This is a genomic window from Paractinoplanes durhamensis, from assembly GCF_016862175.1.
GTDB classification, from domain to species: Bacteria; Actinomycetota; Actinomycetes; order Mycobacteriales; family Micromonosporaceae; genus Actinoplanes; species Actinoplanes durhamensis.
This window is the reverse complement of record NZ_BOML01000019.1, coordinates 176344-201672: the sequence shown is the minus strand read 5'-3', so window position 1 is coordinate 201672 and position 25329 is coordinate 176344. Positions and strand designations below refer to the sequence as shown.

Here is a 25329-nt window from a genome sequence, read left to right as displayed (position 1 = left end):
GCCCGGGAGCGACGGCGCGCGCTGAAAGGATCAGCCGGTGAAGGACTGCGAAGGCGACGACGCCGGGGGCAGTCCGAACATCTCGGCCAGCCCGGTGACCCGCAGCTGCCGGTGCACGAACTCGCTCGGATTGCGCAGCACGAACCGGGTGCCGGTCTCGCGGGCCGCGTTGTAGCCGGTGACCAGCGCGCCGACGCCCATCGAGTCCATGAACACCACGAAGGTCAGGTCGACGATGAGGGTTATCGGGCGCTCCCGCGCCAGGGTGCCGAGCAGGGACTCGCGGACGGCGTCCACGGTGGCGGCGTCGAGGCTGCCCCGGACGTCGACCACGATCGCACCGTCGGCCTGGGTGCGCGTGGTCATCACCGCCTCGCCCATCGCCGACCCTCCGCCTTCGTACCCGTTCACCTCACGGTACAACGACGATCGCACGCCTCGCAGGCTGCCACGAGTTTCCGGCGCCACTCTCGACTTGCGGAGCGTGACCACCTGTGCACAAGGTGAGATCGGCAATCGCCAATCGAGCTACGAGGGCGGGTGGGCCGTGGCAAGCACATCAGGTAAACCGGGCATCTTCGCGATCCGGGACGTACGCTCACTGATCACCGAGACCACCGAGGAAGGCAGCGGCCTGAAGAAGGCCGTCGGCGTCACCCAGCTGACCGCGATGGGGGTCGGCGCGATCATCGGCACCGGCATCTTCGTCGTGATCGGCAAGGGCGCCGGGATCGCCGGCCCGGCCGTCATCCTCTCGTTCGTGCTGGCCGCCGTGGCCTGCGCGTTCTCGGCCCTGTCCTACGCGGAGCTGGCCTCCTCCATCCCGGTCTCCGGCAGCGCCTACACCTACACCTACGCGACCCTCGGCGAGATCGTGGCCTGGATCATCGGCTGGGACCTGATCCTCGAGTACGGGGTGTCGGTCGCCGGCATCGCGGTCGGCTGGGGCGGCAACCTGAACGCGTTCCTGGACGCCGCGTTCAACTACCACCTGCCGGACGCGATCTCGAAGAGCCCGTCGGACGGCGGCGTGTTCAACCTGCCGGCCGTCTTCATCGTCCTGGCGATCACGTTCCTGCTGGTCCGGGGCGTCACCGAGAGCGCCCGCGCCAACCTGATCATGGTCGTGATCAAGCTGGCCGTGCTGATCTTCTTCCTGATCGTGGCGTTCGCGAACTTCGGCACCGGCAACTTCCAGCCGTTCGCCCCGGCCGGCGTGGACGGGGTGACCTCGGCGGCCGCGATCATCTTCTTCGCGTACATCGGCTTCGACGCGGTCTCCACCGGCAGCGAGGAAGCCAAGAAGCCGGGCCGGGACCTGCCCATCGCGATTCTCGCCTCGCTGGGCATCTGCACGCTGTTCTACGTGCTCACCGCGGTCGGCGCGATCGGCATCGCCTCGCCCGACCAGATGAAGGGCAGCGACGCGCCGCTCGCCGCCGCCCTCGACCAGGGCGCCGGCATCAGCTGGGCGGCCGGCATCCTGGCGCTCGGCGCGGTCGTCGCCATCACCAGCGTCGTCCTGGTCATCTTCTACGGACAGACCCGCATCTTCTTCGCCATGTGCCGCGACGGCCTGATGCCGCGCCGGCTGGCCACCATCAACCAGCGCTTCGGCACCCCGGTCCGGCTCACCGTCGGCCTCGGCGTGCTGATCGCGATCCTGGCCGCACTGGTGCCGCTGGGCACCATCGTGGAGCTGGTCAACATCGGCACCCTGTTCGCGTTCGTGCTGGTCAACATCGGTGTGATCATCCTGCGCCGGACCCGGCCGGAGATGCCGCGGCCGTACCGGGTGCCGTGGTCGCCGGTGCTGCCGATCATCGGCGTGCTGTTCGCCCTCTACCTGATGAGCGACCTGCCCTGGGAGACCTGGGTGCGGTTCGGGGTGTGGCTGGTCATCGGCATCGCGATCTACCTGCTGTACGGCTACCGCAACTCGCGGCTACGCACCGAGCCGCAGAGCACCCCGAGCTGGGCCCGTGAGCAGGACGGTGAACAGTCATGACTGCCTGCACCGAGCGGCACCTGCGCAACCTGCCCGCCCAGGCCGCAGGCGAGGGCCAGAAAGGCATGACCGAGGAGGCTCAGCCATGACCGGCCCGGTGATCGTGGGGGCACCCGGCCCGGGCGCCCTGACCCTGGGCCGGTGGGCCGCCGAGACCCTCGGCGTGCCGCTGATCGTCGCGGTCGTGCACCCGGCCCCGGCCGCGCTCGGCTCCGGCCGGGTCGACGCCGAGTGGGTGGCCGACCGGCACCGCGCCGCCCAGCAGGTCCTCGACGACGCGCGCGCGGCGCTGGGCGAGGCGACCGGGCACATCGAGTACCGGACGATCGCCTCCTCGTCGGCCGCGCACGGCCTGCACGACCTGGCCGAGGAGACCGGCGCCGCGCTGGTGGTGGTCGGTTCCGGGCAGGAGGCGCTGGGCAGCACCGCGGAACGGCTGCTGGCCGGCAACGTCTGCCCGGTCGCGGTCGTCCCCGGCGACCTGGTCGAACAGCCGGGCACGCTGGGCCTGATCGGCGTGGCGTACGTGGACACCCCGGACGGCCGGGCCGCCCTGGCGCAGGCGGCCGCGCTGGCCACCGGCGCCGGTGCCCGGCTGCGGCTCTACACCGTGGTCGCCGAGGGCACCGGCCCGCTGCCGTTCCTGCACGACGCCGAGCGGGTGCTGCTGGAGACGGCGAAGGAGACGTACGAGCATTCGCTGTCGACCGCCGCGGCCAGCGTGCCCGGCCTGGAGGCCGACTGGCGGATCATCATCGGCGACGTGGTCGACACCCTGGCCGGCCTGGACGAGGTCGACGTGCTGTTCTGCGGTTCGCGCGGCTACGGCCCGGCCCGCCGGGTGCTGCTCGGCGGCGTCTCGGCCCGGCTGCTGCGCAAGGCCCGGCGGCCGGTGGTGGTGGTCCCGCGCAGCGGCTAGGCGCGGTGCCGGCCGGTGGGCTCGTCGATCCAGCGCGGCGACGGCGGCAGCGGTTCCATGAGGCTCATCGGCACGTACACCCGGGCGTCCACCGCCTCGGCCAGCAGCAGTGCGGCCATCATGGCGGTGGGCCGCTCGGCCGGGTCCTTGGCCAGGCAGCGCGAGCACAGGTCGAGGACCTCGCCGGGCAGGCCGTCGATCTCCGGCAGCGGGTCCGGGTCGTCGTGACATTCGGCGTGCACGAGCTCGGTCGGGGTGGCCCGCAGCCACGGCAGCCGGCCGCTCAGGCACTGGTAGAGCAGGGTGCCGACGGCGAACATGTCGGTGGCCGGGGTGGCCGGGTGCCCGGCGAACCGCTCCGGCGCCACGTAGGCGGGGGTGCCCATCACCGGCCCGTCCGGGTCGTCGTCGGCGGCCCCGACGGTCGCCGCGATGCCGAAGTCGAGGACCTTGGCACCGGACGGGGTGAGCATGATGTTGCCCGGCTTGATGTCGCGGTGCACGACGTTCTCGCCGTGCGCGGCGGCCAGCGCGGCCGCCACCTCGGCGCAGATCCGCACCGCGATCCGCCAGTCGAGCGCGCCTGCGCGCAGGTGCTCGCCGAGGGTGCGCCCCTCGACCAGCTCCATCACGATGAACGGCTGCTCGGCCGAGGTGCCGAAGTCGTGCACGCCGGCCACGTTGGGGTGGGCCAGCCGGGCCGCCGAGCGGGCCTCGGCCCGCACCACGTCGACCGGCGTGGTGTGCCCGGGCGCGAGGACCTTGATGGCGACCGGCCGGTCGAGCACCTCGTCGTGCCCGTGCCACACCTCGGACATGCCGCCCACGCCGATGCGTCGGACCAGCTGATATCGCCCACCCACGGTCCGCGTCGCCATGGCCGCCCCGGTACCCGCCGACGCTCCGGCACAAACGCTGTACTCCCATACTGTATGGCTATACAGTCCGTACGCATGACCCGCTACGGCCCCATGTTCGGCCCCGACTACACCTTCCTGGGCGTCCCCGCGTGCGACTGGCAGGAGCCGGCCTCGTACGCCGACGCCGACGTCGTGATCGTCGGTGCCCCCTTCGACGGCGGCACCTCGCACCGCCCCGGGGCACGGTTCGGCCCGCAGGTCATCCGCGGCACCGACTACCTGCCGCACGACGGTTCGCGCCCGCACATGGCGATGCGGGTCGACGCGCTGAAGGACGACCTGGTCGTGAAGGACGCCGGCGACCTGGAGGTCTACTCGGGCGAGGTCCGGCGCAGCTGCGCGACGATCGAGGAAGCCGTCGCCGTCATCACGAAGAACGGGGCCATTCCCGTCATCCTCGGCGGCGACCACACCGTCACCTGGCCCGACGTGGCCGGGGTCGCGAAGGAAACACCGGGGAACATCTCGGTCATCCACTTCGACGCGCACGCCGACACCGGCGACATCGAGTTCGGCTCGCTCTACGGTCACGGCCAGCCGATGCGCCGGCTGATCGAGTCGGGCGCGGTGCGCGGCGACCGCTTCCTGCAGGTCGGGCTGCGCGGCTACTGGCCCGGCCCGGAAACCCTGGACTGGATGGCCGACCAGGGGATGAACTCGTTCCACATGAGCGAGATCGTCGAGAAGGGCTTGAACACCGTACTCGATCAGGCTTTTGAGATTGCTCTTGATGGTTGCGAGGGCGTGTTTCTCTCGGTCGACATCGACGTGTGCGACCCCGGCCATGCGCCCGGGACCGGCACGCCCGAGCCCGGTGGCCTCACCGCGCGTCAGCTGCTGGACGCGGTCTCCCGGATCTGCCACGAGCTGCCGGTGGTCGGCATGGACATCGTCGAGGTGTCGCCGCCGTTCGACCACGCCGAGATCACCGCGATGCTCGGCAACCGCGTCGTCCTGGAGGCGTTGTCCGGGATGGCCCGCCGTCGCAAGGACGGTACCGGTCCGCGATGGAACCGCGCGACCCCGTTGCTAGAGGGCCGCGGCACGAAGCCCGACCAGCCGGCCTAGCCCATCGGCGAGCAGGTCACCGGCCATCTCCCCGGTGACCTGCGGATCGCCGAGGGCCACCGGCAACGCCAGCCCGTCGATCAGCGCGAGCGCCTGCCGGGCGACATCCAGCGGCGCGGCCGCGGAGGCGAAGCGTCCGGCCGAGACCCCTGCCGCGATGATCGAGGCGAGCAGCTCATGCCACCGGGTGTAATCACCGAGGACCTCCGCGCGCAACTCCTCGTCACGCAGCGCCCATCGCCATGACTCCACCCACAGCCGCCAGCCGGTGTCGCTGCCCACCGCCCCGGTCAGATGCGAGGCGATCACCAGCAGTTTCGCCCAGGCATCGGCGGCGGCCGCGAGTCGTTCGGACACCGCGTCGAAGTCGCTCTGCGCCGCATACCGGAACACCGCGATCAGCATGTCCTCGCGGCTGCCGAAGTAGTACTGCAACGTCGACACCCCCACGCCGGTCACGGCGGTGACGTCGGAGAAGCGGGTGGCATCGGCGCCGCGTTCCGCGACGACCGCACAGGCGGCGGCAAGCACGCCGGCACGCTTCCCCGCGGTCACCTCACTCACGGCGCATGTCTATCACGACCCTTTGCGTACGAGCGTGGAATGAGTCCCCGGCGCAGGGATCGGCTGACCGCACCCTTGCGGCCGTCCCCGGCCGCCGGGCGAAGAGGACTTCCGTCACGCACGGAATGCGGCCATTCTGGTTCGGTGACCATGTGGACGGAAACGATCACCGACCGCATCGCCGCGCTGATCGCCATCGAGTCCACCGCCGACCGCCCGGCCGAGCTGCGCAACGCCCTCGACCTGGTGCTGGCCGAGGCCGGCCCGGGCTGGACGGTCCGCGAGTTCACCTCGAACGGCAAGCCGAGCGCCCTGCTGCACCCGCCCGGCCGCCCGGGAGAGTTCCGGGTCATCCTCAACGCCCACCTGGATGTCGTCCCCGCGCCGCCGGAGCAGTTCGTGCCGCGCCGCGACGGCGACCGCCTGTACGGCCGCGGCGCCCACGACATGAAGGCCGCCGCCCTGGTCCTGACCGGCGTGTTCCGCGAGCTGGCCGCCGATCTGCCCTATCCGATCGCGCTGCAGCTGGTCACCGACGAGGAGGTCGGCGGCGCCGACGGCACCGGCCACCAGCTGGCCGAGGGGGTCCGCGGCGACTTCGTGATCATCGGTGAGCAGAGCGGCCTGCGGGTGGTCACCGAGTCCAAGGGGATCTGCCACGCCCGGCTGACCACCACCGGCCGGGCCGCGCACGCCGCGTACCCGTGGCTCGGCCGCAACGCGCTGCTGACGCTGACCGACGCGGTGACCCGGGTGCTGGCCGCCTATCCGGTGCCGGTCAGCGAGGCGTGGACGACCACCGTCAACCTCGCCCGTCTGGACACCCCCAACCGTGCGTACAACCAGGTGCCCGCCGAAGCCACGGCGTGGCTGGACATCCGCTACCCGCCGTCCGATCCGGACTTCGCGGGCCGCACGGCCGAGGAGGTCGCCACGCATCTGACCAAGGTCGCCGGGGTCGAGGCGCACGTGGACGCGCTCGGCCCGCCGCACCACGCCGACCCGGCCGGCCCGGGTGTGCGGGCGCTGCGCGACGCGATCCGCGCCACCGGCCATCCGGCGAGCCTGCTGCGCAAGCACGGCGCCGCCGACGGCCGCTACTACCACGCCCTCGGCATCGACGCGGTGATCTTCGGCCCGGGTGGCGACGGCCAGCACGGGCCCGACGAGTTCGTCGACCTTCCGACGTTGCGGCCGTATCACGACGCGTTGGTCGCGTTTCTGCAGACTTTCGACGGATGACGAATGGTCGCCCGTCTGCAACAGAATGCGATCATGGCAGTCGTTTCAGTCCCCGTTGGCCAGCAGCAGCCAGCGCACCCGCCGGATCAGCTCGGCCGGGCTGAACGGCTTCACCAGGTAGTCGTCCGCGCCGACGGTGAGCCCGAGGTCGATGTCGACCTGCCGGTCACGGCCGCTGAGCATCAGCACCGGGATCTGCGCGGTGGACGCCGACGAGTGCAGCTCGTAGCAGACGCTGAGCCCGTCCAGCCCCGGCATGCTGACATCGAGGATCACCATGTCCGGCTGCTCGCGGTGCACCATGGTCAGCGCCGAGGTGCCGTCCCCGGCGGTGATCGCGTTGTAGCCGGCCGCCGAAAGCTTGTAGGCGACCAGGTCGCGCACGCCTTCGTCGTCGTCGGCGACCAGGATGGTCGGGTCGGCGACGTCGGTGACCCATTCGGCGACCGGCGCGACCAGCGACAGCGACGGAACGGTGAAGGTAGGGATGGTGGACGATGCGGCAGCAACCACGGCTGTCTCCTGACCGGTGAGGGTGACGTTCCGTTCGAGCGGGGGCATCATCGGCGGATCCTGAGCGGGTCGCAGAAGATCCCGTGTTGCACGTCGGGTGCGAAGAACCGATGATGCGCACCCGAGCGGCCCTGCTGGCGGTGGTGGCCCTGGCCGGCACGTTCCAGGCGGTCGTGCCGGCGCTCCCCGAGTGGCTGGGCCGGGCCGTCTCCGACACCCTCATCGCCGTTCTGCTGGCGAGCGCCGCGGTCACCTACGCCCGCCGCATCCGCCGCGAACAGACCCGCCGCACGCAGGTGGCGGTGGCCGTCGGCGCCACCTCGGCCGCCCTCTGGTCGGCCGGCAACGTCCTGTTCCTGATCGACGAGCTGACCCCGCCGACCGTGCTGATCACCCCGGCCGGCGTGCTGTCGGTGGGCGCCGCCCTGCTGCTGCCGGTGGGCATGCACCTGCTGGCGCCGCCGGTCCGCGGCGCCGAGCGGTACCGCCGGCTGATCGACGTGGCCGCCGTCTCCGGCGCGGTCTACGCGCTGACCTGGCTCTACGTCCTGGTGCCGGCGCAGGACCGGGGCACCGACGGGATGACCTACGGCTTCGCCACCATGCTCATCGGCCCGGAGATCGTCGCCGCCGCGGTGGCCCTGGTGACCATGTCCCGCAACCTGCCCACCCGGGCCGGCCGGGCCCCGCGCCTGCTCGGCGTGGCCGCCGTCGTCCTGGCCCTGACCGCGATGCTGGCGCTGCGCAGCAACGTCAACGGCCAACCGTGGTACTCACTGGGCGCCGGGGCCGGCTACCTGCTGGCGGCCGGCCTGGTGGCGGTGACCAGCCACCTGGAGACGCCGCGCCCGGTGCCGGCCGGCACCGAACGGATGATCTCCGGCCGGTGGGCCTTCTTGCCGTACGTGCCGATCCTGCTGGCCGTCGGTGCCAGCGCGGCCGAGCAGATCCGCACCGGCCGGCTCGGCTCGGTGCTGGTGTGGGTGCTGCTGGTGACGTTCATGCTGGTGCTGGTGCGGCAGTTCATCACGGTCGCGATCGTCGGCCGGCTGGCGATCACCCTGGAACGCCAGCAGGCGGAGCTGGCCCACCAGGCCGACCACGACGCGCTGACCGGCCTGCCCAACCGCGGATACTTTCACCGCTCCGGCGCCGAGCTGGTGGCCGCCGACCCCGGCCGCTGCATGGTGCTGCTGCTCGACCTGGACGGCTTCAAACCGGTCAACGACGACCTGGGCCACGCGGCCGGCGACGAGGTGCTGATCGCGGTGGCGGGCCGGCTGCGGGCGGCGATCCGCCCCACCGACCTGGTGGCCCGCCTCGGCGGTGACGAGTTCGTGCTGATCCTGACCGAGCTCGACGCGGAGCCGGCCGGCCTGGCCGTGGCCCACCGCATCCTGGAGTCGATCACCCACCCGATCGGTGTGCTGGACACCACCGTCAAGATCGGCGGGAGCATCGGCCTGACCCTGAGCCGGTCGGGCGAGACCCTGGACACCCTGATCCGGGAGGCCGACGCCGCGATGTATGCGGCGAAGTCGGCCGGCAAGGGCACCGTCCGGCGGTTCGTCCCGGCCGCGGTGCCCGCCAACTGACTCACCGGTAACCGGGTGTTGTGCAGGGAAAACCGTCCGTGCCGCCGGGTGAGAGCGCGATCACGATCGGGCGGGGCGGCCGTTCGCCCCGAACCGGGGTCGCCTAGCGTTCCCAGGTGAGCAGGTGCGCGCGGTAAACGGCCGCACTGTCGATGGCGGAGCCACTCCCACAAGGAGAAGCTCCGCCATTTTGCTTCCCGCTCTTCTATAAACGCGATCAGGCCCGCTCGCTGCGCAGGTCGTGCGCCCCATCGGCCCGGGTGGCCTCGTAGTAGATCCGCCGGCCGCCGGCCGGCAGGTCCACGATGCTCAGGTAGCGCAGGCCGTGCGGCGCGTGCGGGCTGCCCACCGGCTCACCCTCGGCGGTCAGCGGCCCGAAGCTGCCGTCCGCGAGCCGCTGCCCGCGGGCGACCCCGGTGCGCTCCTCCCAGTTCTCCGCGGCGGTGGCCCGGCCGTCGTAGGCGACGGTGATCTCGTCCCCGTCGACCTGCACCGACGACACCCGCACGCCGCGCGCGTCCCACTCCCCCGCGCGGCCGGCCAGCGCCGTGCCCCGCCACGTCCAGGTCACCCCGTCCGGGCTGGTCGCGTACTCGGTGGTCATCCGGTCGGCGTCGTCCCAGCTCTCCAGCGGGTGCACCGAGGCCCACAGGTGCCAGCCGGCCTCGTCGTGGTGCAGCACCGGGTCCTTCACGCCGACCGTCTCGTCCCCGGCCAGGACCGTCCGCGCCGTCGCGTCCGGCAGGCCCTCGACGGTGTCCGCCTCGAGCAGGTCGACCCGCCAGTGCTTGGTGCCCGGGGTGGCGGCGCTGACGTAGAGCCGCCACCGCCCCTCCGGGGTGCGCACCAGCGCCGGCCGCTCCAGCGACTCGGCCCCGAACTGCTCCTTGCTCACCTCGGCCACCGGCGTGAAGGTCACCCCGTCGGCCGCGTGGGCGATCACGTTGGAGATCCCCCGGCCCTCGCCGATCGGCAGCCGCACCCGGTAGGCCAGGTAGACGCCGTCGTCGGTGGCGACCGAGCTGGGCGCCCCCGACCACGCCCCCGGTTCGTCACCCGGTGGCGGGACCACCACGGCGGACTCCTCCCAGCGGGGCAGCGGCAGCGTTGAGATCCCGGTGGACAAGGCGGCTCCTATCGAAATGGGGCGACATCCGGACAAGCATGCGCGTTCTATCGGCAAGGCAGGAATTACCGGGCGTTGGCGTGTCGGTCCACCGACAGCCAGTCGTCGTACTGCTCGCCGGTGACATCCTGCAGCAAAGCGATGTCCTCGGCGAACAGCGGCAGCAGCGCGGCCCGCTCCTCGGGGGTGGTGACCGGCCTGGTCCCCTGCTTACGGTGCAGCAGGGTCAGCAGCGGGCCGCGCGCGGCGAGCCGTAGCGGCACCGGGAAGCGATGCCCGAACTCACCACCTGTGCGCAGCAGCCGGCGCAGCACCGCGTTGACCGGGCTGTCCTCGACCACGTGCCGGTTCACGTTCTCCTTCGGAATGGCCGACAGCACGCCGGTTTCCACCCCCAGGAACGCGCAGACCCGGTCGAGCGTGACGGCCGGGTCGTCCTTGAGATCGCGGTAGCGCAGCAGCAGCACCTGCTCACGCGGGAAGTGCTTGTAGAGGTTCTCGAGCTGCCGCCCGTAGAGCCCCAGGTTGACGTAGTGCCAGAAGTCGGCCCAGCCGGCCGCGATCCGCTCCGGCTCCGCCCGGCACGCGGCCAGGAAGTCGGCCTCCGACTCGAGCCCGGCGATCCACAGGTGGGTCCAGTTGGAGTGGGCCCGGTCGACCGGGTCGCGCAGCAGCAGCACGATGCGCGCCTCCGGCACCAGCGCCGCCATGCGTTCGTGGGCATTCAGGTCGTACAGGTAGAACGGGGTTGCCTCGCCGCGCAGCGTGCCGGCCGGCGCCGGGGCGAACAGCGCCTCGTAGTCCTTCCGGCGCCAGACGTGCTCCTGGTAGGTCTGCACGTCGCCGGGACCGCCGTGGCGCGGCGGCGGCCCGTCGGAGAGGAAGAACTTGGGTTCCTTGACCGCCGAGAGGAACAGCGACGGATGCGGCTGCAGTGCCGCATGCAACGCTGTGGTGCCGGCCTTGGGCACCCCGGCGATCAGGAAATCCGGCAGAGACATCGCGAGTCCCTCCTGTCGTAGCCGGGCGGGCCAAGCACGCCCGGCCGCTCGAAGTGAGGGTTAGCCTACAGACTTAGTAGGTTTTCGCGACCCCTTGCCACGTGCTGGGATGCCGGCGCTCACCGCCTCGGAACCAGTCGGCGCCACCAGACGTCGGGTCGGAATCGGGGGCACTCGCCCGCGCCGCACAGGGCGCAGTCGGTCCCCCGCCGGTGGTGGTCGTGGGCGCGACGCGGATGTCCGCAAACACAGTGTGCTTCCTCAGCCTTCATCGTTTCACCAACGGTAAGGGCGCCCGAAAGCTACGGGCCCGTTCCTACAGGGGTCCCCATACCGGCAAAGTATCCATCGTTCGCGATCTTTCCGTCACCCGTACGTGTCTACTTCCGCACTGGGCGCGTCACGCTTCGTAATGTCGACGTGCGGTGACACAGTTCACCCCGTCAATTCCGTCATATTTGTCTTGCCCGGCTTTAGGCGTACTCAAGGCGCATTGTCAGTTTTGCCTTTTGTCTGCGCTTTGTCGGTTAAAGACGCAGCGAGTCCGTTACTCCACGTGACTTGTGTGAACCAGATCATTTTCTGGGGCGAAAAGTGAACTCCGCAGGTCATCCGGTTGGCCAGGCATATACCGGCCGGACCCGGCCAGGCTGTCTATTCGGTCAGTTGACGCTGTGTAACACCTTGCTAGGTTGGTCTCCATACGCAAGCGACCTGCGATTCTGCGCCCGGAATCTGCTGAGAAGTTGCTTGGCCGTAGCACAGGAGGAACGCACATGGAGCTTTCAGCGAGCAGTGAAAACACGTTCGGTGAGAGTTCTGCGTCACCCACGGTCAGCGTGGTCATCCCGGCCCTGAACGAGGAGCGGAACCTCCCGCACGTCTTCGCCGCCCTGCCCGCCGGCGTCACCGAGGTGATCCTGGTCGACGGCGGCTCGGTCGACCGGACCGTCGCGGTGGCGCTCGAGCTGCGCCCCGACGTGGTCGTCGTCCAGCAGACCCGCAAGGGCAAGGGCAACGCGCTGGCCTGCGGTTTCGCCGCCTGCACCGGCGACATCATCGTGATGATCGACGCGGACGGGTCGACCGACCCGGCGGAGATCCCGCTGTTCGTGAAGCAGCTGGTCGAGGGCGCCGACTTCGTGAAGGGCTCGCGGTTCTCCAACGGCGGCCACAGCCACGACATCACCCAACTGCGCAAGCTCGGCAACGACGGCCTCAACCTGGTCGTGAACGTGCTGTTCGGCACCAAGTTCACCGACCTCTGCTACGGCTACAACGCGTTCTGGCGCAGCGTCGTGCCTGCCCTCGACCTCCCGGACACCCGGCTGCCGCAGCCCGGCGACGGCAGCAAGCTGTGGGGCGACGGCTTCGAGATCGAGACGATGATCAACATCCGGGCGGCCGCCGACGGCATGAAGGTCGGCGAGGTCGGCAGCATCGAGCACGCCCGCATCCACGGCGAGAGCAACCTCAACACCTTCCGCGACGGCTTCCGCGTGCTGCGCACCATCTTCAGCGAGTACGGCCGGATGCGCCGCCACCACCGCACCGGCGTCCGCCGCCCCGACGGCGTGATCGTGCACCAGCGCACCACCGCCGAGTCCCGCGGTTACGGCCAGATGGAGAACCGCCCCGCGATCACCCGCACCCAGATCACCCGGACGGTCCCCCCGGCCGCCGCCCCGATGAATCCCCCGGCCCGCGAGCGCGAGGTAGGCACCCGCACCGGCGACATCAAGCCGCTGCGCATGCCGTCCGCCATCGAGGACTGACATCCCCCTGGAGCACCCCCCATGGAATTGACCCGCCCCGCAGTAACCGTGGTCGTCCCCACCCAGACGGCCGAGCACTGGCACACGCTGGTCCGGGCGGTGGCCTCGGCCCGCTCCCAGACCGTCCAGCCCGCCGAGGTCGTGGTGGTCGTCGACCACAACCCGCGCCTGTTCCGCCGGGTCCGCCGCGACCTGGCCGGCGTGACGGTCCTGGAGAGTGACGGCCTCCCCGGCCTGTCCGGCGCCCGCAACACCGGGGCGTTCCACGCCGAGACGTCGCTGGTCGCCTTCCTGGACGACGACACCGTCGCCGACCCGCGGTGGCTCAGCCACCTGATCGCGCAGTTCACCAGCCCCGCGGTGATCGGCGCCGGCACCGACGTGACCGCCGAGTGGCAGACGGCGCGCCCCGGCTGGCTGCCCGAGGAGTTCCGCTGGGCGGCCGGCACCGCCCCGCGCGGCCTGCAGCCGGCCGGCACGGTCCTGCGCCGGGTTCCGTTCCGCCAGGCCGGCGGTTTCACCACCGGCACCGACACCGACTTCTACCTGCGCTTGACCGACCTGACCGGCGGCCATTGGGCGTACGCCCCCGACGCCGTGATCCGCCACCTGGTCCCGGCCACCGGAACCACGTTCGGCGCGTTCCTGCGCCGCTGCTACGAGGAGGGCCGCGGCCGAGTCCGCACCGCCGCCCTGCTCCCCACCACCATGCCGACGTCCACTCGGCCGGCCTCCACCCTTCCCGCGCCGGCCCTTCCGATGCCGGCCCGCGACGAGGCGCCGGCCCGCCATACCCGCCTGCCTGCCACCCGCGGCGGTCTGCTCGTCCCCCGCAACGGCCGGCCCGCCGCCGACCCGGTCCGGCCCGCCGCCGGCGGCGGCGGCCTCGGCTTGGGTGCCGTTGCCCGAAGCATCGGCGCCGCGCTCAGCGGCCAAGAGGCCGGACGCGTGCCGCGCACCCTGCCCACCCCCGGGCTGCGTGCCGTCGCCCGTGACCTCGGTGTCGCCATGCGCGGCCGGGACGCCGGACGGTCGGCGCGCGTCAGCGGGCCGGCGACCGGTGGCGGTCGCAGCGGGCTGCGGGCGGTCGGGCACAACTTCGGGGCCGCGTTGCGCGGTCGCGACGCCGGACGGTCGGCGCGCGTCAGCGGGCCGGCGACCGGGGGTCGCAGTGGGCTGCGGGCGGTCGGGCACAATTTCGGGGCCGCGTTGCGTGGTCGCGACGCCGGTCGGTTGCTGCGCGCCGGTGGGATGCTGGCCGGCCTGGCCGCCGCCGGGGTGGGCGCCACCGTCGAGTCCTTCCACACCCGGCGCGCACCGCGCCGGGCGCTCGCCACGGCCCGATGAACTCCGGCCTCAGCCGTTCCTGGTCACCGCCGCCGCGCGACGTCCCGATCCTGACCGCACCCCGGATCACCCCGACCGCCGCCGAGCTGCCCGCCGTGGTCCTCGACGTGGACCTGGCCGACCCGCTGCCGTCGGTACCGGCCGTGCACCACGACGGCCGCCGCGTCCGGCAGGCCTGGGCGCTGGTGCGGCTGTTCACCGAGCCGCTCGGCACCGTCCTGGTCGACGTGCCCGAGGACGGCCTGCGCCCGGCCGACCTCGGCGCCGCGATCGAGGCGGTACTGGGCGACCAGCTACGCCCCCGCCTGGGCGAGGCCCTGCCGATCGACGGCCTGGTCCCCGCCACCGAGCCCACCTTCCTGACCCGCCGCCGCCAGGTGCTGGCCACCGCCCCGCACATCACCGTGGTGATCTGCACCCGGGAGCGCCCCGGCGCCCTGGCCCGCTGCCTGGACAGCCTGCTCGCCCAGGACTACCCCGCCTACCGGATCCTGGTCGTCGACAACGCCCCCACCGGCGAGGCCACCGCCGAGGTGGTGCGCTCCGCCGCCCGCCGGGGTCGGGTCGACTACCTCCTGGAGCCGGCCCCCGGCCTCTCCTGCGCACGCAACGCCGCCGTCCGCAACGCCCCCGGCCAGATCCTCGCCTGGATCGACGACGACGAGGTGGCCGACCGCCACTGGCTGGCCGAGATCGCGAGAGCCCTGGACGATCACCCCGACGCCGACGTGATCTCCGGCGTGACGCTGCCCGCCGAGCTGGAGACCCGGGCCCAGCTGTGGTTCGAACAGTTCGGCGGCCACATCAAGGGCCGAGGCTTCGTCCCCGCCGTCTTCGGCCCGAAGTCCACGAGCGAACAGAGCCCGCTGTACCCCGTCCCCCCGTTCGCGGTCGGCGCCAACATGACATTCCGCCCCGGCGTGATCGAACGCATCGGCATGTTCGACACGGCCCTGGGTGCCGGCACCCCCGCGATGGACTGCGAGGACACGCTGGCCTTCACCCAGGTCCTGATCACCGGCGGCACGATCGTCTACCAGCCCACGGCGCTGACCCACCATTACCACCGCCGAGACCTGGAGGGCCTGAAGGAACACATGGTCAGCCACGGCACCGGCTTGGCCGCCGCCTACACAGGCCTGGTCCTGCGCCGCCCGACCTTGATCTGGCCCCTGCTCCGCCTGGCCCCCACCGCCCTGCGAGAGCTGGCCACGAGGTACACCCCCCAGTCACAGACCCCGCGCGACGACTTCCCGCGACACCTGCGCAAGGCCAACCGCCGAGGCATGCTCTCCGGCCCGAGCGCCTACTTGAGAGGCCGCCGCCAGGCCAAGCGCCCCCTCGGCTGACCATCAGCCGGCTGTCATCCCCGCACCCCGCCGCAACCGCACCCCCGCCGCACCGCACCCCGCCGCGCGGGCCGGGCCGGGTTCGGGGCGTGAAGCGGCCGTCGCGCACATCCCGCGCCGCTGAGCCGGGTATGGACGGTCGGTGGGTCGGCGCATGGCATAGGCGGGCTGTCCGCTTTGGAACTCGCTGCGTCGGGGCCACTCCATAGGGCTACCGTGCGGCGCCGGGCGGTCCCACGGGTGGGGTAATTGATCACCTATGTGGGGTTTACCCGTTTTGGAACCTCTGCCGAAAGTCGTAGGTTCAGATCCCGCTCCGGACCGAAGCGGCGGTCCCCCGCGACCCGGAAGGCTACGGCCATGTCCATCGATCCTCTCCGACTGGGCGAGGCCGCGACCGCGGCAGCCCTGATCCTCGGCACCGTGACGCTGCCCGCCGCCTGGAACACACTCGACCCGACGATCGGTGCGGTTCTTGCGACCATGTGGATGATCATCAGCTCTGGCGTCTACGCACTACACGCCGTAACCTTCGACTGCTTCCGGTTTACCGGTCACCAGCGCAGACAGAATTTTTCGTTCACTCGCGGTGAGGACTGAACCGACACCTCACGGCACCCGTAATCCCGGACAAGACGTTGGCGCTTCAACCACCGGGAGCGACGAAGATGTTCCGACTGATCCAGCTGCACACCGACAACGGCGTCCCCCGCATCGGCGTCGAACCCGACGGTTATGTCAGCGCCCGCACCGCCCTGGCTCATTACCGCAGCCGCCCGGCCGCCTACTTCGGCGTGGGCCGCTTCGACCACGAGGGCACGCTCGCCGAGATAATCCTGGACCGCTTATGCGGCCCGTTAGGCGACTGCCCACGCCCCGCCTCGGTCGTGCACGCCCGCACCTACCAACGGCTGTGCGCCACCTGCTCGCTCGGCCTCGAGGTGCTGACCGTGCCGGAACTCGCCCGCATGCTCGGCATCGCCTGCCGCCTCGCCCCCGTCCTGGCCCGCTCGGGCCGGCACGCCCGGCTCGAGGTCGCCTCCCCCGCCGGCAACCGGATCGCCCGCGAGTTCGCGTCGCATGTGCACGACCCGATCTGGCGCCTCGAACTCTGCGCCGAGTTGGCCCGCGACGCCGGCTCGGTGAACGGCCTGCTGATCGGCGTCGGCGCGCTCACCCACCGTGACGTGCTCGACCTCTACCCCCGGTTGCGCACGCTCGCCGATGAGCTGCCGGCAAGCGTGCGCGAGGAACTCAGCCGGGCCACGGCCCGCCCACTGTCCCCAGCCGGCGTAGCCGGCCTACGGATGGGCCTCTCCACCAGCGCCCCGCCGGAGTAACCCGGCCCGGCCCGGGGAGCAACCCGGCGCGCGACCAACGCGACCCGGAGTGGCCCGGCATGTCAGTGCAGGGTCACGCGGAGCACGGTGCCGGTGCCCTTGCAGACGCTGCAGTTGCTGATGAATGCGGACTTCCCGCGGATCGCCAGACCGCCCGGCGCCGTCAGCCCCTTGGACAGAACCTCCTTCCGCTTTCCGTGTTTGTCGACGCGGATCAACGCGCCGGTCTGGTCGCCGGAGAGCAGGCCGTTCTTCGCGATCTCCAGCACGTACAGCTGGTGATCGGGGCCGAAGGCCAGGTCGATAATGTTGGTGAAGCCGGTGGCGTAGACCATCGGCTGGTGACCGGGCCGGACCCGCCACACCCGCGCCTTGCCGTTGACGAACGGGAAACCGGTCAGCTCGCCCACGTAATAGGCGCCGTCCGGGCCCTGCACCACTGACGTGGGCACGGCCTGCATCGGGATCGGCGTGCCTTCCGGCGGGCCGCCGGGAATGCCGGCCGGAGCCGGCACCATGCGCTGCGGGAACACCGCCAGGGTCGACACACGCCCGCGCGAGCCGACCCGGACGAGCGAGTTGCCGCCCGCGTCGGCGACCACCTGGCCGTCGCGCACGACGGCCACCGAGTTGGGATTGGTGTCGGGTGGCTGGACGCCGTCGGGGTTTGCCCGCTTCTCGAACGCGCCCAGATCGGCGACCGCGGACGGCCCGTGCCGACCGACCTTGTAGAGCTTCGCCATGCCGGCGAGCTCCTTGAGCTGCGAGCGCAGGTCGGGGTTTCCGCCCAGGCCCACCGTGAACCAGAGGGTGCCGCGCCGGTCGACGGCGACATCCGAGACGCCACCGGCCTCGGTGCCCTCGGGCGACGCCAGCGACGGCAGCCCGCGCAGGATGCGCTTCTGCCGGCCGTGCGAAACCCGGGTGACCGCGCCGGACCTACCGAAACAGACCGGGCCACCCTCGGGCCCCTCCTTCTGGCACGGCCCGGTGCCACCGCGGCCGGCCTCGGCCACGTAGAGCGCGCCGTCCGGGCCGAAGGCCAGACCGCGCGGATTGTCGAGCCCGACAGCGACCGGGAACGGTGCCGCAGCGCCACCCGCCGCGGCCGGCACCGCCGAGACGAGCACGGCACCGGCCGCGAGGGCGGCGGTGAGAGCGATACGTCTTGTGATCATCTGATCCCCCTGAGTTCTTGCGAACATTCAGGACCCTGACCGTGGGGGAAGGTCAAGCCCATGGCCCGAACGGCCGCGCCTGCGCCCACGTCGTTGATCCGACCCCGATCAGGTGACCGGCCGGTACCGTTCGGGACCATGACCCTCACGTTCGATGCGCTGGCCGACCGGGCGAGGTCGCTGGTCGCCGGCGGCGGCCGCGCGGTTCTCGGGATCGCCGGCCCGCCCGCGTCCGGCAAGACCACCCTCGCCGAGGAGTTGGTCGCCGCGCTCGCCCCGCACCCGCCGGCCGGACTGGCCCGGGGAAGCTGGGTCGTGCATGTCCCGATGGACGGCTTCCATCTGGCCGACGTCGAGCTCGACCGGCTCGGCCGGCGCGACCGCAAGGGCGCCCCGGACACGTTCGACGCACTCGGCTATGCGGCCCTGCTGCGCCGCCTGCGCGAGGACCAGGACGAGATCATCTACGCGCCCGGCTTCGAGCGGACCATCGAGCAGCCGATCGCCGGGGCCATCCCGATCGAGCGGCCGGCCCGGCTGATCGTCTCCGAGGGCAACTACCTGCTGCTGGACACCCCGCACTGGCAAACCGTCCGCCCGCTGCTGTCCGAGGTCTGGTATGCCGACCTCGACCAGGACACCCGCCTCGACCGGCTGATCGCCCGGCACGTCCGGTTCGGCAAGCCCGAGCCGCTCGCGAAGGTCTGGGCCACCGGCACCGACGAGCTCAACGCCGCCGTGATCGCCGCCACCCGCGACCGCGCCGACCTGGTCGTCCCGGCCGATCTGATCCACCGCGTCGGCACTCCACCCGCCTGAGTGGCATGCTTCTCACGTGTCCGTGGGTGAAACCGTCGAGACCGAACCGAGGCGTAGTCGTTCCCGGGCCGCCCGCTTCGCGCTCATTGTCGTAGCCGTCCTGTTGCTCCTCTTCGGCGTGCCCTGGTGGACGCTGATCATGAGCGGCAACCATTGGCCGACACCGGTCGTGGTGCTCGGCACGATCGTGTTCGCCGGGGTCGCCGCCGGCTTCCCGGCGCTGATGTTCAGCGGTCACGGCCGCCATCACCGGGACGGCCCGGCCAAGATCGCCGACACCACGCTCGGCGTCGTCTGGGTCCTGTTCGTCTGGTCGATCATCGGCCAGATCCTCACCCTGGTCCTGTGGCTGGTCGGCGTCGACTCGCCGGCTCGCTCCCGCATCGCCACCGCGGTGGTCACGGTGATCGCCTTGGTCCTGCTGCTCTGGGGGTACGCGGAGGCCATGCGCGTCCCGCGAATCCGTCGTATCGACGTCACCCTGCCCAGGCTGGGTGCCGCCCTCGACGGCCTGCGCCTGGTCCTGATCACCGACACCCACTACGGCCCGATCGACCGCGCCCGCTGGTCGCGCGGCGTGACGGTGGCGGTCAACGCCCTCGACCCGGACGTGGTCGCCCACACCGGTGACATCGCCGACGGCGAGGTCGCCCAGCGCCGCGAGATGGCCGCCCCGCTGGCCGACATCCGCGCGTCGCTGGCCCGCGTCTACGTGACCGGCAACCACGAATACTTCAGCGGCGCCCAGCGCTGGGTCGAGCACATGGCGTCGCTCGGCTGGGAGGCGCTGCACAACCGCCACCTGGTGGTCACCCGCGGCGGCTACTCGCTGGTGATCGCGGGCGTCGACGACCGCACCGCGGCCGGTTCCGGGGTCCCCGGCCACCACACCGACCACGAGGCCGCGCTGACCGGCGCCGACCCGGAACTGCCGATCCTGCTGCTGGCCCACCAGCCCGCGCAGATCCAGGGGGCGGTGGCGCACGGCGTCGACCTGCAGATCTCCGGCCACACCCACGGCGGCCAGATGTGGCCGTTCCACTACCTGGTCCGGCTGGACCAGCCGGTGCTGCAGGGCCTGTCCCGGCACTCCGACCGCACCCAGCTCTACACGAGCCGCGGCACCGGCTTCTGGGGCCCGCCGTTCCGCATCTTCGCCCCGAGCGAGATCACCCTCCTGACCCTCAAGGCCGGCTGACCCTCAAGGCCGGCTGACCCTCAAGGCCGGCTGACCCTCAAGGCCGGCTGACCCTTAAAGCCTGCCGACCCTTAAAGCCTGCCGGCCCTTAAAGCCTGCCGACCCTTAAAGCCTGCCGACCCTCAAAGCCGGCTGACCGCGTCGGCCGCGGCCAGCATCTGGGCCGCGACCGGCTGCACGCCCGCCACGGTCAGCACGAGGCCGGTCGCCACCCGCTCGACCAGCCCCCACTCCCAGATCGCCACCGGGTCGGTGCCGGTCCGCGCGGCCAGCCACCGGGCCCGCTCCCAGGGATCGCCGTCGATCAGTTCGAGAGGGTCCTCGCGCATGAGCACCCCGAGGTCGCATTCCGGCTCGGCGATCAACCCATCGGGGTCCACCAGCCGGAACCTGCCCGCGCCGTCCCCGTGTCCGGCCGCACCCCGCGCAGGGCGTCCTAGGAGGCTAGGTTCAACGGCCACGCTCAGTGCATTCCACTGGTGCACGTCGCCGTGCATCAGGACCGCTCGGCCCGGATCCCACGCCCGGCGGCGGCTCTCCGCGGCGGCCAGGGCCTGGTCGACGGCGGCGCGGCTGCAGGGTTCGCCCAGCTCCCTCCACTGTCGACGGATGTAGTGCATCTGCCACTCCAGCCGGGTGACCGCGGTCGGCAGTTCGGCGTCGGTCCGCCGCCACAGCGCCGCGGCCAGATCGGCGAGGATCGCCAGGCGGCGCGGCTGCGGGAGGTTCAGCTCGGCCATCGACGGCCCGAGCCGTTCGAGCAGCAGGGCTCCCCTGCCCACGTCGTACTCGTAAAGGCGGCCGCAACCCTCGCCCGCCGCCAGCCGGAGCACGGTGATCTCGTGCGCGGCCGGCGCGCCGGGGCGGGGCACGAGCAGTTTGAGCACCGCGGGCGTGCCATTCTTTCGGGTCACTTCCACGACGTACGCCTCAGTCGCGTCGCCGAACACCCCGCCCGGCCGCAGCTCCCACTCCCGGCAGAGATCGCCGACCAGCCCGGGGAGGTTTTCCAGCCAGGCGGAAGCGCCGGCGTCTCGGGCCTTGGCCCGCACGGCGGCCGGAACATCTCCCACGGACGCCGATGGTGACACACGTGATATTTCGCGGCCACGTAATTGCGTTGAAGAGTTTCCGGCGCATCCGGAGGATGGAGTCACCGCCCAACCGTCGAGCCCCAGGGGTTGTTTCATGCGCTTGCTTCGCGACCTGTGGGCCACGTCCCGACATCGCACGGGCCTGGTGGCCCTGCTCATCCTGCTCGGCGCGGCCGGGCAGGCCGGTGCTCTCGCACTGGCCGGCGCCGTCCTCGTCAATCGATCGTTCTCGCTGTTCACCGTGCTCGCGGCCGCGCTCGTGGTGTCCGTGCTCAGCGACGTCGTGGTCGGCCTGGTCTCGGCCGGCCTGACCGCCGACTGGGCCGCCCGGGTGCGCCGCGGCCTCAACCGGGTGGCCCTCGGGCAGGACCTGCCGACGCTGGAGAACACGCCGGTCGGCGAGCTGCTCGACCGGATCGACTCCGACGTCTCGGCGGTCGGTTCCGAGCTGCGCGGCAGCGGCGTGCGGATCGCGCAGTCGGTGGCCGTCGCCACCCTGTCGATCATCACGGCGTTCTTCGCCTGGTGGCCGGCCGGCGTCGGCATGGTGTTCGTGTCGATCCTGCTCTTCCTCACGATGAACAAGCCGATCCAGCGGATCTCGCCGATGCGGATCAGCGAGGAGGAGTCCTGGAGCGACCTGGCCGCCGTGATGGAGGAGTCCATCCACGGGCAGGACGACGTGCGGACCAGCCTCGCCGCGCCGTATGTGCGGCGGCTCTACGCGCAGCGGGCCAGCGAGGTGCTGCGCCGTGGCCGGCTGGTCTGGCGGTCCTCGTCGCGGATCACCATGGCGGCCGGCACGATCACCCGGTCGCTCATCGCGATCCTGGTCGTCGGCGGCGCGTGGGGGCTGCTCAGCGGGCACATCAGCGGTGCCCGGCTGACCGCGGTGTGGCTGCTCGCGCTCGGTTTCGGCGGCACCCTCGAGCACGTCACCCGGATGGTTCCCGAGCTGCAGAACGCTCTGGGTGCCTGGAGCCGGGTGCAGCTGCTGCAGGACGTGCCGCAGGAACCCACCGGCGGCCGCCCGCCGGTCGACGGCGACCTGACCGTCCGTGATCTGACCTTCCGCTACGGCGAGTCGGACAGCGGGCGGCCGCCGGCCCTGCACGGCGTCAACCTGACGTTCGCCCGCGGCCGGTCGTACGCGTTGATCGGCCGCACCGGTTCCGGCAAGTCCACCCTGGCCAAGGTCCTCACCCGGGCGGTCGACGTGCCGCGCGGCACGGTGTTCCTCGGCGACAGCGACCTCACCGACCTCGACATCGAGGGCCTGCGCCGCTGGACGGCGATCGTCCCGCAACGCACCGAGATCCTGGCCGGCACCCTGGCCGAGAACATCGCGCTGTTCGACCGGGAGCTGCTGCCCCGGGCGGCCGACGCGCTGGCGGAGCTGGGCCTGACCCCGTGGGCGCAGAGCCTGCCCGAGGGGATCGACACCAAGCTCGGCGAGGGTGGCTACAAGTTGTCCGCCGGTCAGGAGCAGCTGGTCGCGTTCGCCCGCATCCTGGTCCGCGACCCGCACGTGGTGATCCTCGACGAGGCCACCGCCCGGATGGACCCGGTCACCGAGACCTGGGTGCAGCGGGCCACCGACCGGCTGCTCGACGGCCGGATCGGCGTGATCGTGGCGCACCGCCTGTCGAGTGTGCAGCGCTGCGACGAGGTGGTCGTGCTGGCCGACGGCAAGGTGCTCGAGGCCGGGCCGCTGCCCGAGTCGCGGCGCTTCGCCGAGCTGATGGCGAGCAGCAGCCTCCCCGTCCCGGCGGCCACCACGGCCGGTGGCGGGGTGGCCGTGGCCGAGCGCGACTGGGACACTGCCGCCCGGGTCGAGCTGGGTGCCGACGCCCTGGCCAACACGCTGCCCCCGGTCGAACCACCGCCGCTGCCCGAGGCACCGCCCGCCCGCACCATGCGGGAGATCGTGCGGCTGGCCACCAACGACCCGCGGTACGGTCTGGGCGCCGTGGCGCTCTACGTCGTGCTGATGGGGCTGGGCCTGGACGGCGCGCTGCTGCCGGTGCTGTGGGTCCACGTGGTCGACGGCGTCGGCAACCCGCTCTACCCGGCGATCGGCATCGCGGCCGGGCTGATCGTGGCGATCCCCGCGCTCTACTACACCGGGGTCTGGTTCCCGGAGTGGTGGGTGCGGCAGATGCTGCGGATCAGCCTGCGCCTGGTGCACGGCCAGATCGGGCCGCGCCGGGTCAGCAAGCACACCCCGGCCGAGGTGGTGGCGCAGGGCGGCGACACCGAGCGGGTGGTCTTCCTCGCCGACAACCTGATCGACAACGTGACAAGTCTCATCCTCATCGCGATGATGACGCTCGCGTCCCAGTCGATCGTGCCGGGCCTGTTCTTCCTCGGCACGATGGTGCTCTCCGGCCTGGCCGCGACCCTGTTCGGCCCGCGCCTGGAAACGGCGGCCCGCCGCACGGTCGCGTCCCGGGCGGCGTTCGCCACCGCGCTGGTGTCGACGCTGTCGGCGGCGCGCACGGTGAAGCTGGCCGGCGCGACCGAGCCGGTGCTGAACCACCTGGCCGACCTGGACACGACCCGCAGCGACCGCCAGCGCCGCGAGATCGTCATCCAGGTGTGGGCCCGGTCCACACCGGCGCTGGCGAGCGGCCTGCTGCCGATCCTGGCGTGGGCGCTCTACCTCGGCGGGCACCTGACCGCCGCGGCCACCCTGGTCGCGGTGTCCACGCTGGGCGCGGCGAGATGGTTCGCCTGGACCACCGCGTCGCTGGTGTCGCAGATGCCGTCGGCCCGGGTCTGGACCCGCCGCACGGTCGCCATGACCGGCATCTCCGAGTACACGGCGGAGGTTCCCGGCGTGGACATCTCCGAGGGCACCGCGCCGGCCCCGCCGAATGCGCCGCGTAACCCGCTGGACCGTCTCGAGCTGCGGCACTTCAGCGCGGTCCACGAGAACGGCACGGTGGGCGCGCAGGACGTCGACCTCACGGTCGACCGCGGCCAGCTGGTCCTGGTCGTCGGTCCGGTCGGGGCCGGCAAGTCGTCGCTGCTCCGGGCGCTCGCCGGCATCGTGCACCACACCGGCGAGCTGCGCTGGAACGACAAGGACGTGGTGGAGCCGGAGCTGTTCCTGCGGCCCAACCAGGTCGGCTACGTCGCCCAGCTCCCCCGGGTGCTGTCCGGCACGGTCGCCGACAACATCCGGCTGGGCCACGAGCTGGACGCCGCGGACGCGGTGTCCACGGCCCAGCTCGACCACGACCTGACCGCGTCCGGCGGCGGCCTGCAGCTGCTGATCGGGCACAAGGGCACCCGGCTGTCCGGCGGCCAGCTGCAGCGGCTGGCGCTGGCCCGGGCCCTCGCGCCGCGCACCGAACTGCTGATCGCCGACGACGTCTCGTCCGCCCTGGACGTGACGACGGAGCTGGAGTTGTGGCGGGCGCTGCGCGAGCACGGCGTGACGGTGGTCGGCTCCACCTCGAAACGGGCGGCGCTGGCCCAGGCGGACAAGGTGGTGATCCTGATCGGCGGCCGGGTCGAGGATCAGGGCACCTGGCCGGAGCTGGAGCACCGCTGGGGCCACCTGGCCGGCTGAGCGGGAGCTGAGAAAGCTGCGGGTCACGCATCTTTGCGTGGCCCGCAGTTTTTGCTAGCGTTACGTCGGTGGGGTTGCGGGAACAGAAGAAGCAGGCGACGCGGTCGGCGTTGAGCTGGGCGGCCATCCGGCTGATCGTCGAACGCGGCTACGACAAGGTGCTGGTCGAGGACATCGCCACCGAAGCCGGTGTCTCGCCGCGCACGTTCAACAACTATTTCGGCAGCAAGGCCGAGGCGGTCGCGTCCCGGCATCTCGACCGGTTCCGGCGCGGGGCCGACGCGCTGCGCGCGCGCCCGGCCGGCGAGCCGCTCTGGGACGCCATCACCCACGCCATCTTCGACCAGCTCACCCCCGGTCCGGAAGTGACCGCACACCCCCATCCCGACCGTGCGGCCTGGGCGGCGGGCGTGCAACTGATGACCGCCGCCCCGGCCATCCAGGCCGAGATCCTCCGGGCGGGCGCGCTCGCCCAGGCCGCGATCGCCGCCGCGGTCGCCGAGCGCACCGGCACCGACCCCACCACCGACCTCTATCCCAACCTCGTCGCCGCGACGGTCCTGGCCGCGGTGAACGTGGCCAGCCAGGCCTCGCTCGTCAGCAGGTCCAGCATTCAGGAATTGCTGGCCGAGGCCCTCCAGCAGATCACGGCTGGGCTGCCACCACCTATTTCCTGACCTTTTCATCAAGGGCAAC

The 25329-nt window shown here is 71.8% G+C and carries 22 protein-coding genes; 14 read left to right on the top strand and 8 right to left on the bottom strand.

The annotated features are described in order from the left end of the window. Positions 1-30 precede the first annotated feature (30 nt). The gene (locus Adu01nite_RS10695; protein WP_239132286.1) at positions 31-435 is read right to left on the bottom strand and encodes an STAS domain-containing protein; all 405 of its coding nucleotides are present in this window, start codon (positions 433-435) and stop codon (positions 31-33) included. Positions 436-547: 112 nt separating this feature from the next. Here Adu01nite_RS10695 and Adu01nite_RS10690 point away from each other — a divergent pair, with 112 nt between their 5' ends. Together Adu01nite_RS10690 and Adu01nite_RS10685 are read left to right on the top strand one after the other, a co-directional pair. Further along, positions 548-2008: an amino acid permease gene (locus tag Adu01nite_RS10690; protein WP_239132285.1), complete on the top strand. Its 1461-nt coding sequence runs from the start codon at positions 548-550 to the stop codon at positions 2006-2008. Positions 2009-2093: 85 nt separating this feature from the next. Beyond that, on the top strand, positions 2094-2927 hold the full coding sequence (locus Adu01nite_RS10685; protein WP_203726423.1) for a universal stress protein: 834 nt from the start codon (positions 2094-2096) through the stop codon (positions 2925-2927). Here Adu01nite_RS10685 and Adu01nite_RS10680 read toward each other — a convergent pair. Continuing rightward, positions 2924-3805, bottom strand: coding sequence for a serine/threonine-protein kinase (locus tag Adu01nite_RS10680; RefSeq protein ID WP_203726422.1), 882 nt, complete (start codon positions 3803-3805; stop codon positions 2924-2926). The two genes, Adu01nite_RS10685 and Adu01nite_RS10680, sit on opposite strands and share 4 nt — an antisense overlap. A 75-nt stretch (positions 3806-3880) precedes the next feature. Between Adu01nite_RS10680 and speB the strand changes: the two genes are divergently transcribed. Then, on the top strand, positions 3881-4915 hold the full coding sequence (gene speB, locus Adu01nite_RS10675) for an agmatinase (protein ID WP_203726421.1): 1035 nt from the start codon (positions 3881-3883) through the stop codon (positions 4913-4915). Here speB and Adu01nite_RS10670 read toward each other — a convergent pair. Further along, the gene (locus tag Adu01nite_RS10670; RefSeq protein WP_203726420.1) at positions 4877-5479 is read right to left on the bottom strand and encodes a TetR/AcrR family transcriptional regulator; all 603 of its coding nucleotides are present in this window, start codon (positions 5477-5479) and stop codon (positions 4877-4879) included. The two genes, speB and Adu01nite_RS10670, sit on opposite strands and share 39 nt — an antisense overlap. Before the next feature lie 150 nt (positions 5480-5629). Between Adu01nite_RS10670 and Adu01nite_RS10665 the strand changes: the two genes are divergently transcribed. Further along, positions 5630-6721: a M20 family metallopeptidase gene (locus tag Adu01nite_RS10665; protein ID WP_203726642.1), complete on the top strand. Its 1092-nt coding sequence runs from the start codon at positions 5630-5632 to the stop codon at positions 6719-6721. Between the two features lie 45 nt (positions 6722-6766). Here Adu01nite_RS10665 and Adu01nite_RS10660 read toward each other — a convergent pair whose 3' ends face one another. After that, a complete protein-coding gene (locus tag Adu01nite_RS10660; protein ID WP_239132284.1) occupies positions 6767-7285 on the bottom strand; it encodes a response regulator transcription factor in 519 nt (172 codons plus the stop codon). Between the two features lie 59 nt (positions 7286-7344). Between Adu01nite_RS10660 and Adu01nite_RS10655 the strand changes: the two genes are divergently transcribed. Then, positions 7345-8829 carry a GGDEF domain-containing protein gene (locus Adu01nite_RS10655; RefSeq protein WP_203726419.1) on the top strand — a complete coding sequence of 495 codons (1485 nt, stop codon included), beginning with the start codon at positions 7345-7347 and terminating at the stop codon, positions 8827-8829. 217 nt (positions 8830-9046) lie between these two features. Here Adu01nite_RS10655 and Adu01nite_RS10650 read toward each other — a convergent pair whose 3' ends face one another. Together Adu01nite_RS10650 and Adu01nite_RS10645 are read right to left on the bottom strand one after the other, a co-directional pair. Beyond that, a complete protein-coding gene (locus tag Adu01nite_RS10650) occupies positions 9047-9955 on the bottom strand; it encodes a hypothetical protein (RefSeq protein ID WP_203726418.1) in 909 nt (302 codons plus the stop codon). A gap of 65 nt (positions 9956-10020) precedes the next feature. Beyond that, on the bottom strand, positions 10021-10956 hold the full coding sequence (locus tag Adu01nite_RS10645; RefSeq protein WP_203726417.1) for a sulfotransferase domain-containing protein: 936 nt from the start codon (positions 10954-10956) through the stop codon (positions 10021-10023). Between the two features lie 776 nt (positions 10957-11732). On the opposite strand from Adu01nite_RS10645, the gene Adu01nite_RS10640 reads away from it, so the two are divergent. The 5 genes from Adu01nite_RS10640 (at position 11733) to Adu01nite_RS10620 (ending at position 16767) form a co-directional block, all read left to right on the top strand. Beyond that, on the top strand, positions 11733-12731 hold the full coding sequence (locus Adu01nite_RS10640; protein ID WP_203726416.1) for a glycosyltransferase family 2 protein: 999 nt from the start codon (positions 11733-11735) through the stop codon (positions 12729-12731). A gap of 21 nt (positions 12732-12752) precedes the next feature. Then, on the top strand, positions 12753-14078 hold the full coding sequence (locus Adu01nite_RS10635) for a glycosyltransferase family 2 protein (RefSeq protein ID WP_203726415.1): 1326 nt from the start codon (positions 12753-12755) through the stop codon (positions 14076-14078). Next, a complete protein-coding gene (locus tag Adu01nite_RS10630) occupies positions 14075-15427 on the top strand; it encodes a glycosyltransferase family 2 protein (protein WP_203726414.1) in 1353 nt (450 codons plus the stop codon). The genes Adu01nite_RS10635 and Adu01nite_RS10630 overlap by 4 nt, the downstream gene beginning before the upstream one ends. A gap of 360 nt (positions 15428-15787) precedes the next feature. After that, positions 15788-16027: a hypothetical protein gene (locus Adu01nite_RS10625; RefSeq protein ID WP_203726413.1), complete on the top strand. Its 240-nt coding sequence runs from the start codon at positions 15788-15790 to the stop codon at positions 16025-16027. Between the two features lie 68 nt (positions 16028-16095). Then, positions 16096-16767 carry a hypothetical protein gene (locus Adu01nite_RS10620; RefSeq protein WP_203726412.1) on the top strand — a complete coding sequence of 224 codons (672 nt, stop codon included), beginning with the start codon at positions 16096-16098 and terminating at the stop codon, positions 16765-16767. Between the two features lie 62 nt (positions 16768-16829). Here the strand turns inward: Adu01nite_RS10620 and Adu01nite_RS10615 are convergent, their stop codons facing one another. Beyond that, on the bottom strand, positions 16830-17945 hold the full coding sequence (locus tag Adu01nite_RS10615) for a ScyD/ScyE family protein (protein ID WP_203726411.1): 1116 nt from the start codon (positions 17943-17945) through the stop codon (positions 16830-16832). Positions 17946-18083: 138 nt separating this feature from the next. Here Adu01nite_RS10615 and Adu01nite_RS10610 point away from each other — a divergent pair, with 138 nt between their 5' ends. After that, the gene (locus tag Adu01nite_RS10610; RefSeq protein ID WP_203726410.1) at positions 18084-18764 is read left to right on the top strand and encodes a nucleoside/nucleotide kinase family protein; all 681 of its coding nucleotides are present in this window, start codon (positions 18084-18086) and stop codon (positions 18762-18764) included. 16 nt (positions 18765-18780) lie between these two features. Continuing rightward, positions 18781-19962, top strand: coding sequence for a metallophosphoesterase (locus Adu01nite_RS10605; RefSeq protein ID WP_203726409.1), 1182 nt, complete (start codon positions 18781-18783; stop codon positions 19960-19962). A 122-nt stretch (positions 19963-20084) separates the two neighbouring features. Here the strand turns inward: Adu01nite_RS10605 and Adu01nite_RS10600 are convergent, their stop codons facing one another. Then, positions 20085-21035: an aminoglycoside phosphotransferase family protein gene (locus Adu01nite_RS10600; RefSeq protein WP_239132283.1), complete on the bottom strand. Its 951-nt coding sequence runs from the start codon at positions 21033-21035 to the stop codon at positions 20085-20087. 115 nt (positions 21036-21150) lie between these two features. On the opposite strand from Adu01nite_RS10600, the gene Adu01nite_RS10595 reads away from it, so the two are divergent. Then, positions 21151-24633, top strand: a complete 3483-nt coding sequence (locus Adu01nite_RS10595; RefSeq protein ID WP_203726408.1) for an ATP-binding cassette domain-containing protein — start codon at positions 21151-21153, stop codon at positions 24631-24633. Between the two features lie 68 nt (positions 24634-24701). Continuing rightward, the gene (locus Adu01nite_RS10590) at positions 24702-25310 is read left to right on the top strand and encodes a TetR/AcrR family transcriptional regulator (protein WP_239132282.1); all 609 of its coding nucleotides are present in this window, start codon (positions 24702-24704) and stop codon (positions 25308-25310) included. The last annotated feature ends 19 nt before the right edge of the window (positions 25311-25329 follow it).

What these genes read in the sequence shown, in the direction of transcription:
- Adu01nite_RS10685 (WP_203726423.1), top strand. Translation starts at nt 2,094, where the DNA reads ATGACCGGCCCGGTGATCGTGGGGGCACCCGGCCCGGGCGCCCTGACC.
- Adu01nite_RS10680 (WP_203726422.1), bottom strand. Translation starts at nt 3,805, where the DNA reads ATGGCGACGCGGACCGTGGGTGGGCGATATCAGCTGGTCCGACGCATC.
- speB (WP_203726421.1), top strand. Translation starts at nt 3,881, where the DNA reads ATGACCCGCTACGGCCCCATGTTCGGCCCCGACTACACCTTCCTGGGC.
- Adu01nite_RS10665 (WP_203726642.1), top strand. Translation starts at nt 5,630, where the DNA reads ATGTGGACGGAAACGATCACCGACCGCATCGCCGCGCTGATCGCCATC.
- Adu01nite_RS10660 (WP_239132284.1), bottom strand. Translation starts at nt 7,285, where the DNA reads ATGATGCCCCCGCTCGAACGGAACGTCACCCTCACCGGTCAGGAGACA.
- Adu01nite_RS10655 (WP_203726419.1), top strand. Translation starts at nt 7,345, where the DNA reads ATGATGCGCACCCGAGCGGCCCTGCTGGCGGTGGTGGCCCTGGCCGGC.
- Adu01nite_RS10645 (WP_203726417.1), bottom strand. Translation starts at nt 10,956, where the DNA reads ATGTCTCTGCCGGATTTCCTGATCGCCGGGGTGCCCAAGGCCGGCACC.
- Adu01nite_RS10640 (WP_203726416.1), top strand. Translation starts at nt 11,733, where the DNA reads ATGGAGCTTTCAGCGAGCAGTGAAAACACGTTCGGTGAGAGTTCTGCG.
- Adu01nite_RS10635 (WP_203726415.1), top strand. Translation starts at nt 12,753, where the DNA reads ATGGAATTGACCCGCCCCGCAGTAACCGTGGTCGTCCCCACCCAGACG.
- Adu01nite_RS10630 (WP_203726414.1), top strand. Translation starts at nt 14,075, where the DNA reads ATGAACTCCGGCCTCAGCCGTTCCTGGTCACCGCCGCCGCGCGACGTC.
- Adu01nite_RS10625 (WP_203726413.1), top strand. Translation starts at nt 15,788, where the DNA reads ATGTCCATCGATCCTCTCCGACTGGGCGAGGCCGCGACCGCGGCAGCC.
- Adu01nite_RS10620 (WP_203726412.1), top strand. Translation starts at nt 16,096, where the DNA reads ATGTTCCGACTGATCCAGCTGCACACCGACAACGGCGTCCCCCGCATC.
- Adu01nite_RS10615 (WP_203726411.1), bottom strand. Translation starts at nt 17,945, where the DNA reads ATGATCACAAGACGTATCGCTCTCACCGCCGCCCTCGCGGCCGGTGCC.
- Adu01nite_RS10610 (WP_203726410.1), top strand. Translation starts at nt 18,084, where the DNA reads ATGACCCTCACGTTCGATGCGCTGGCCGACCGGGCGAGGTCGCTGGTC.
- Adu01nite_RS10595 (WP_203726408.1), top strand. Translation starts at nt 21,151, where the DNA reads ATGCGCTTGCTTCGCGACCTGTGGGCCACGTCCCGACATCGCACGGGC.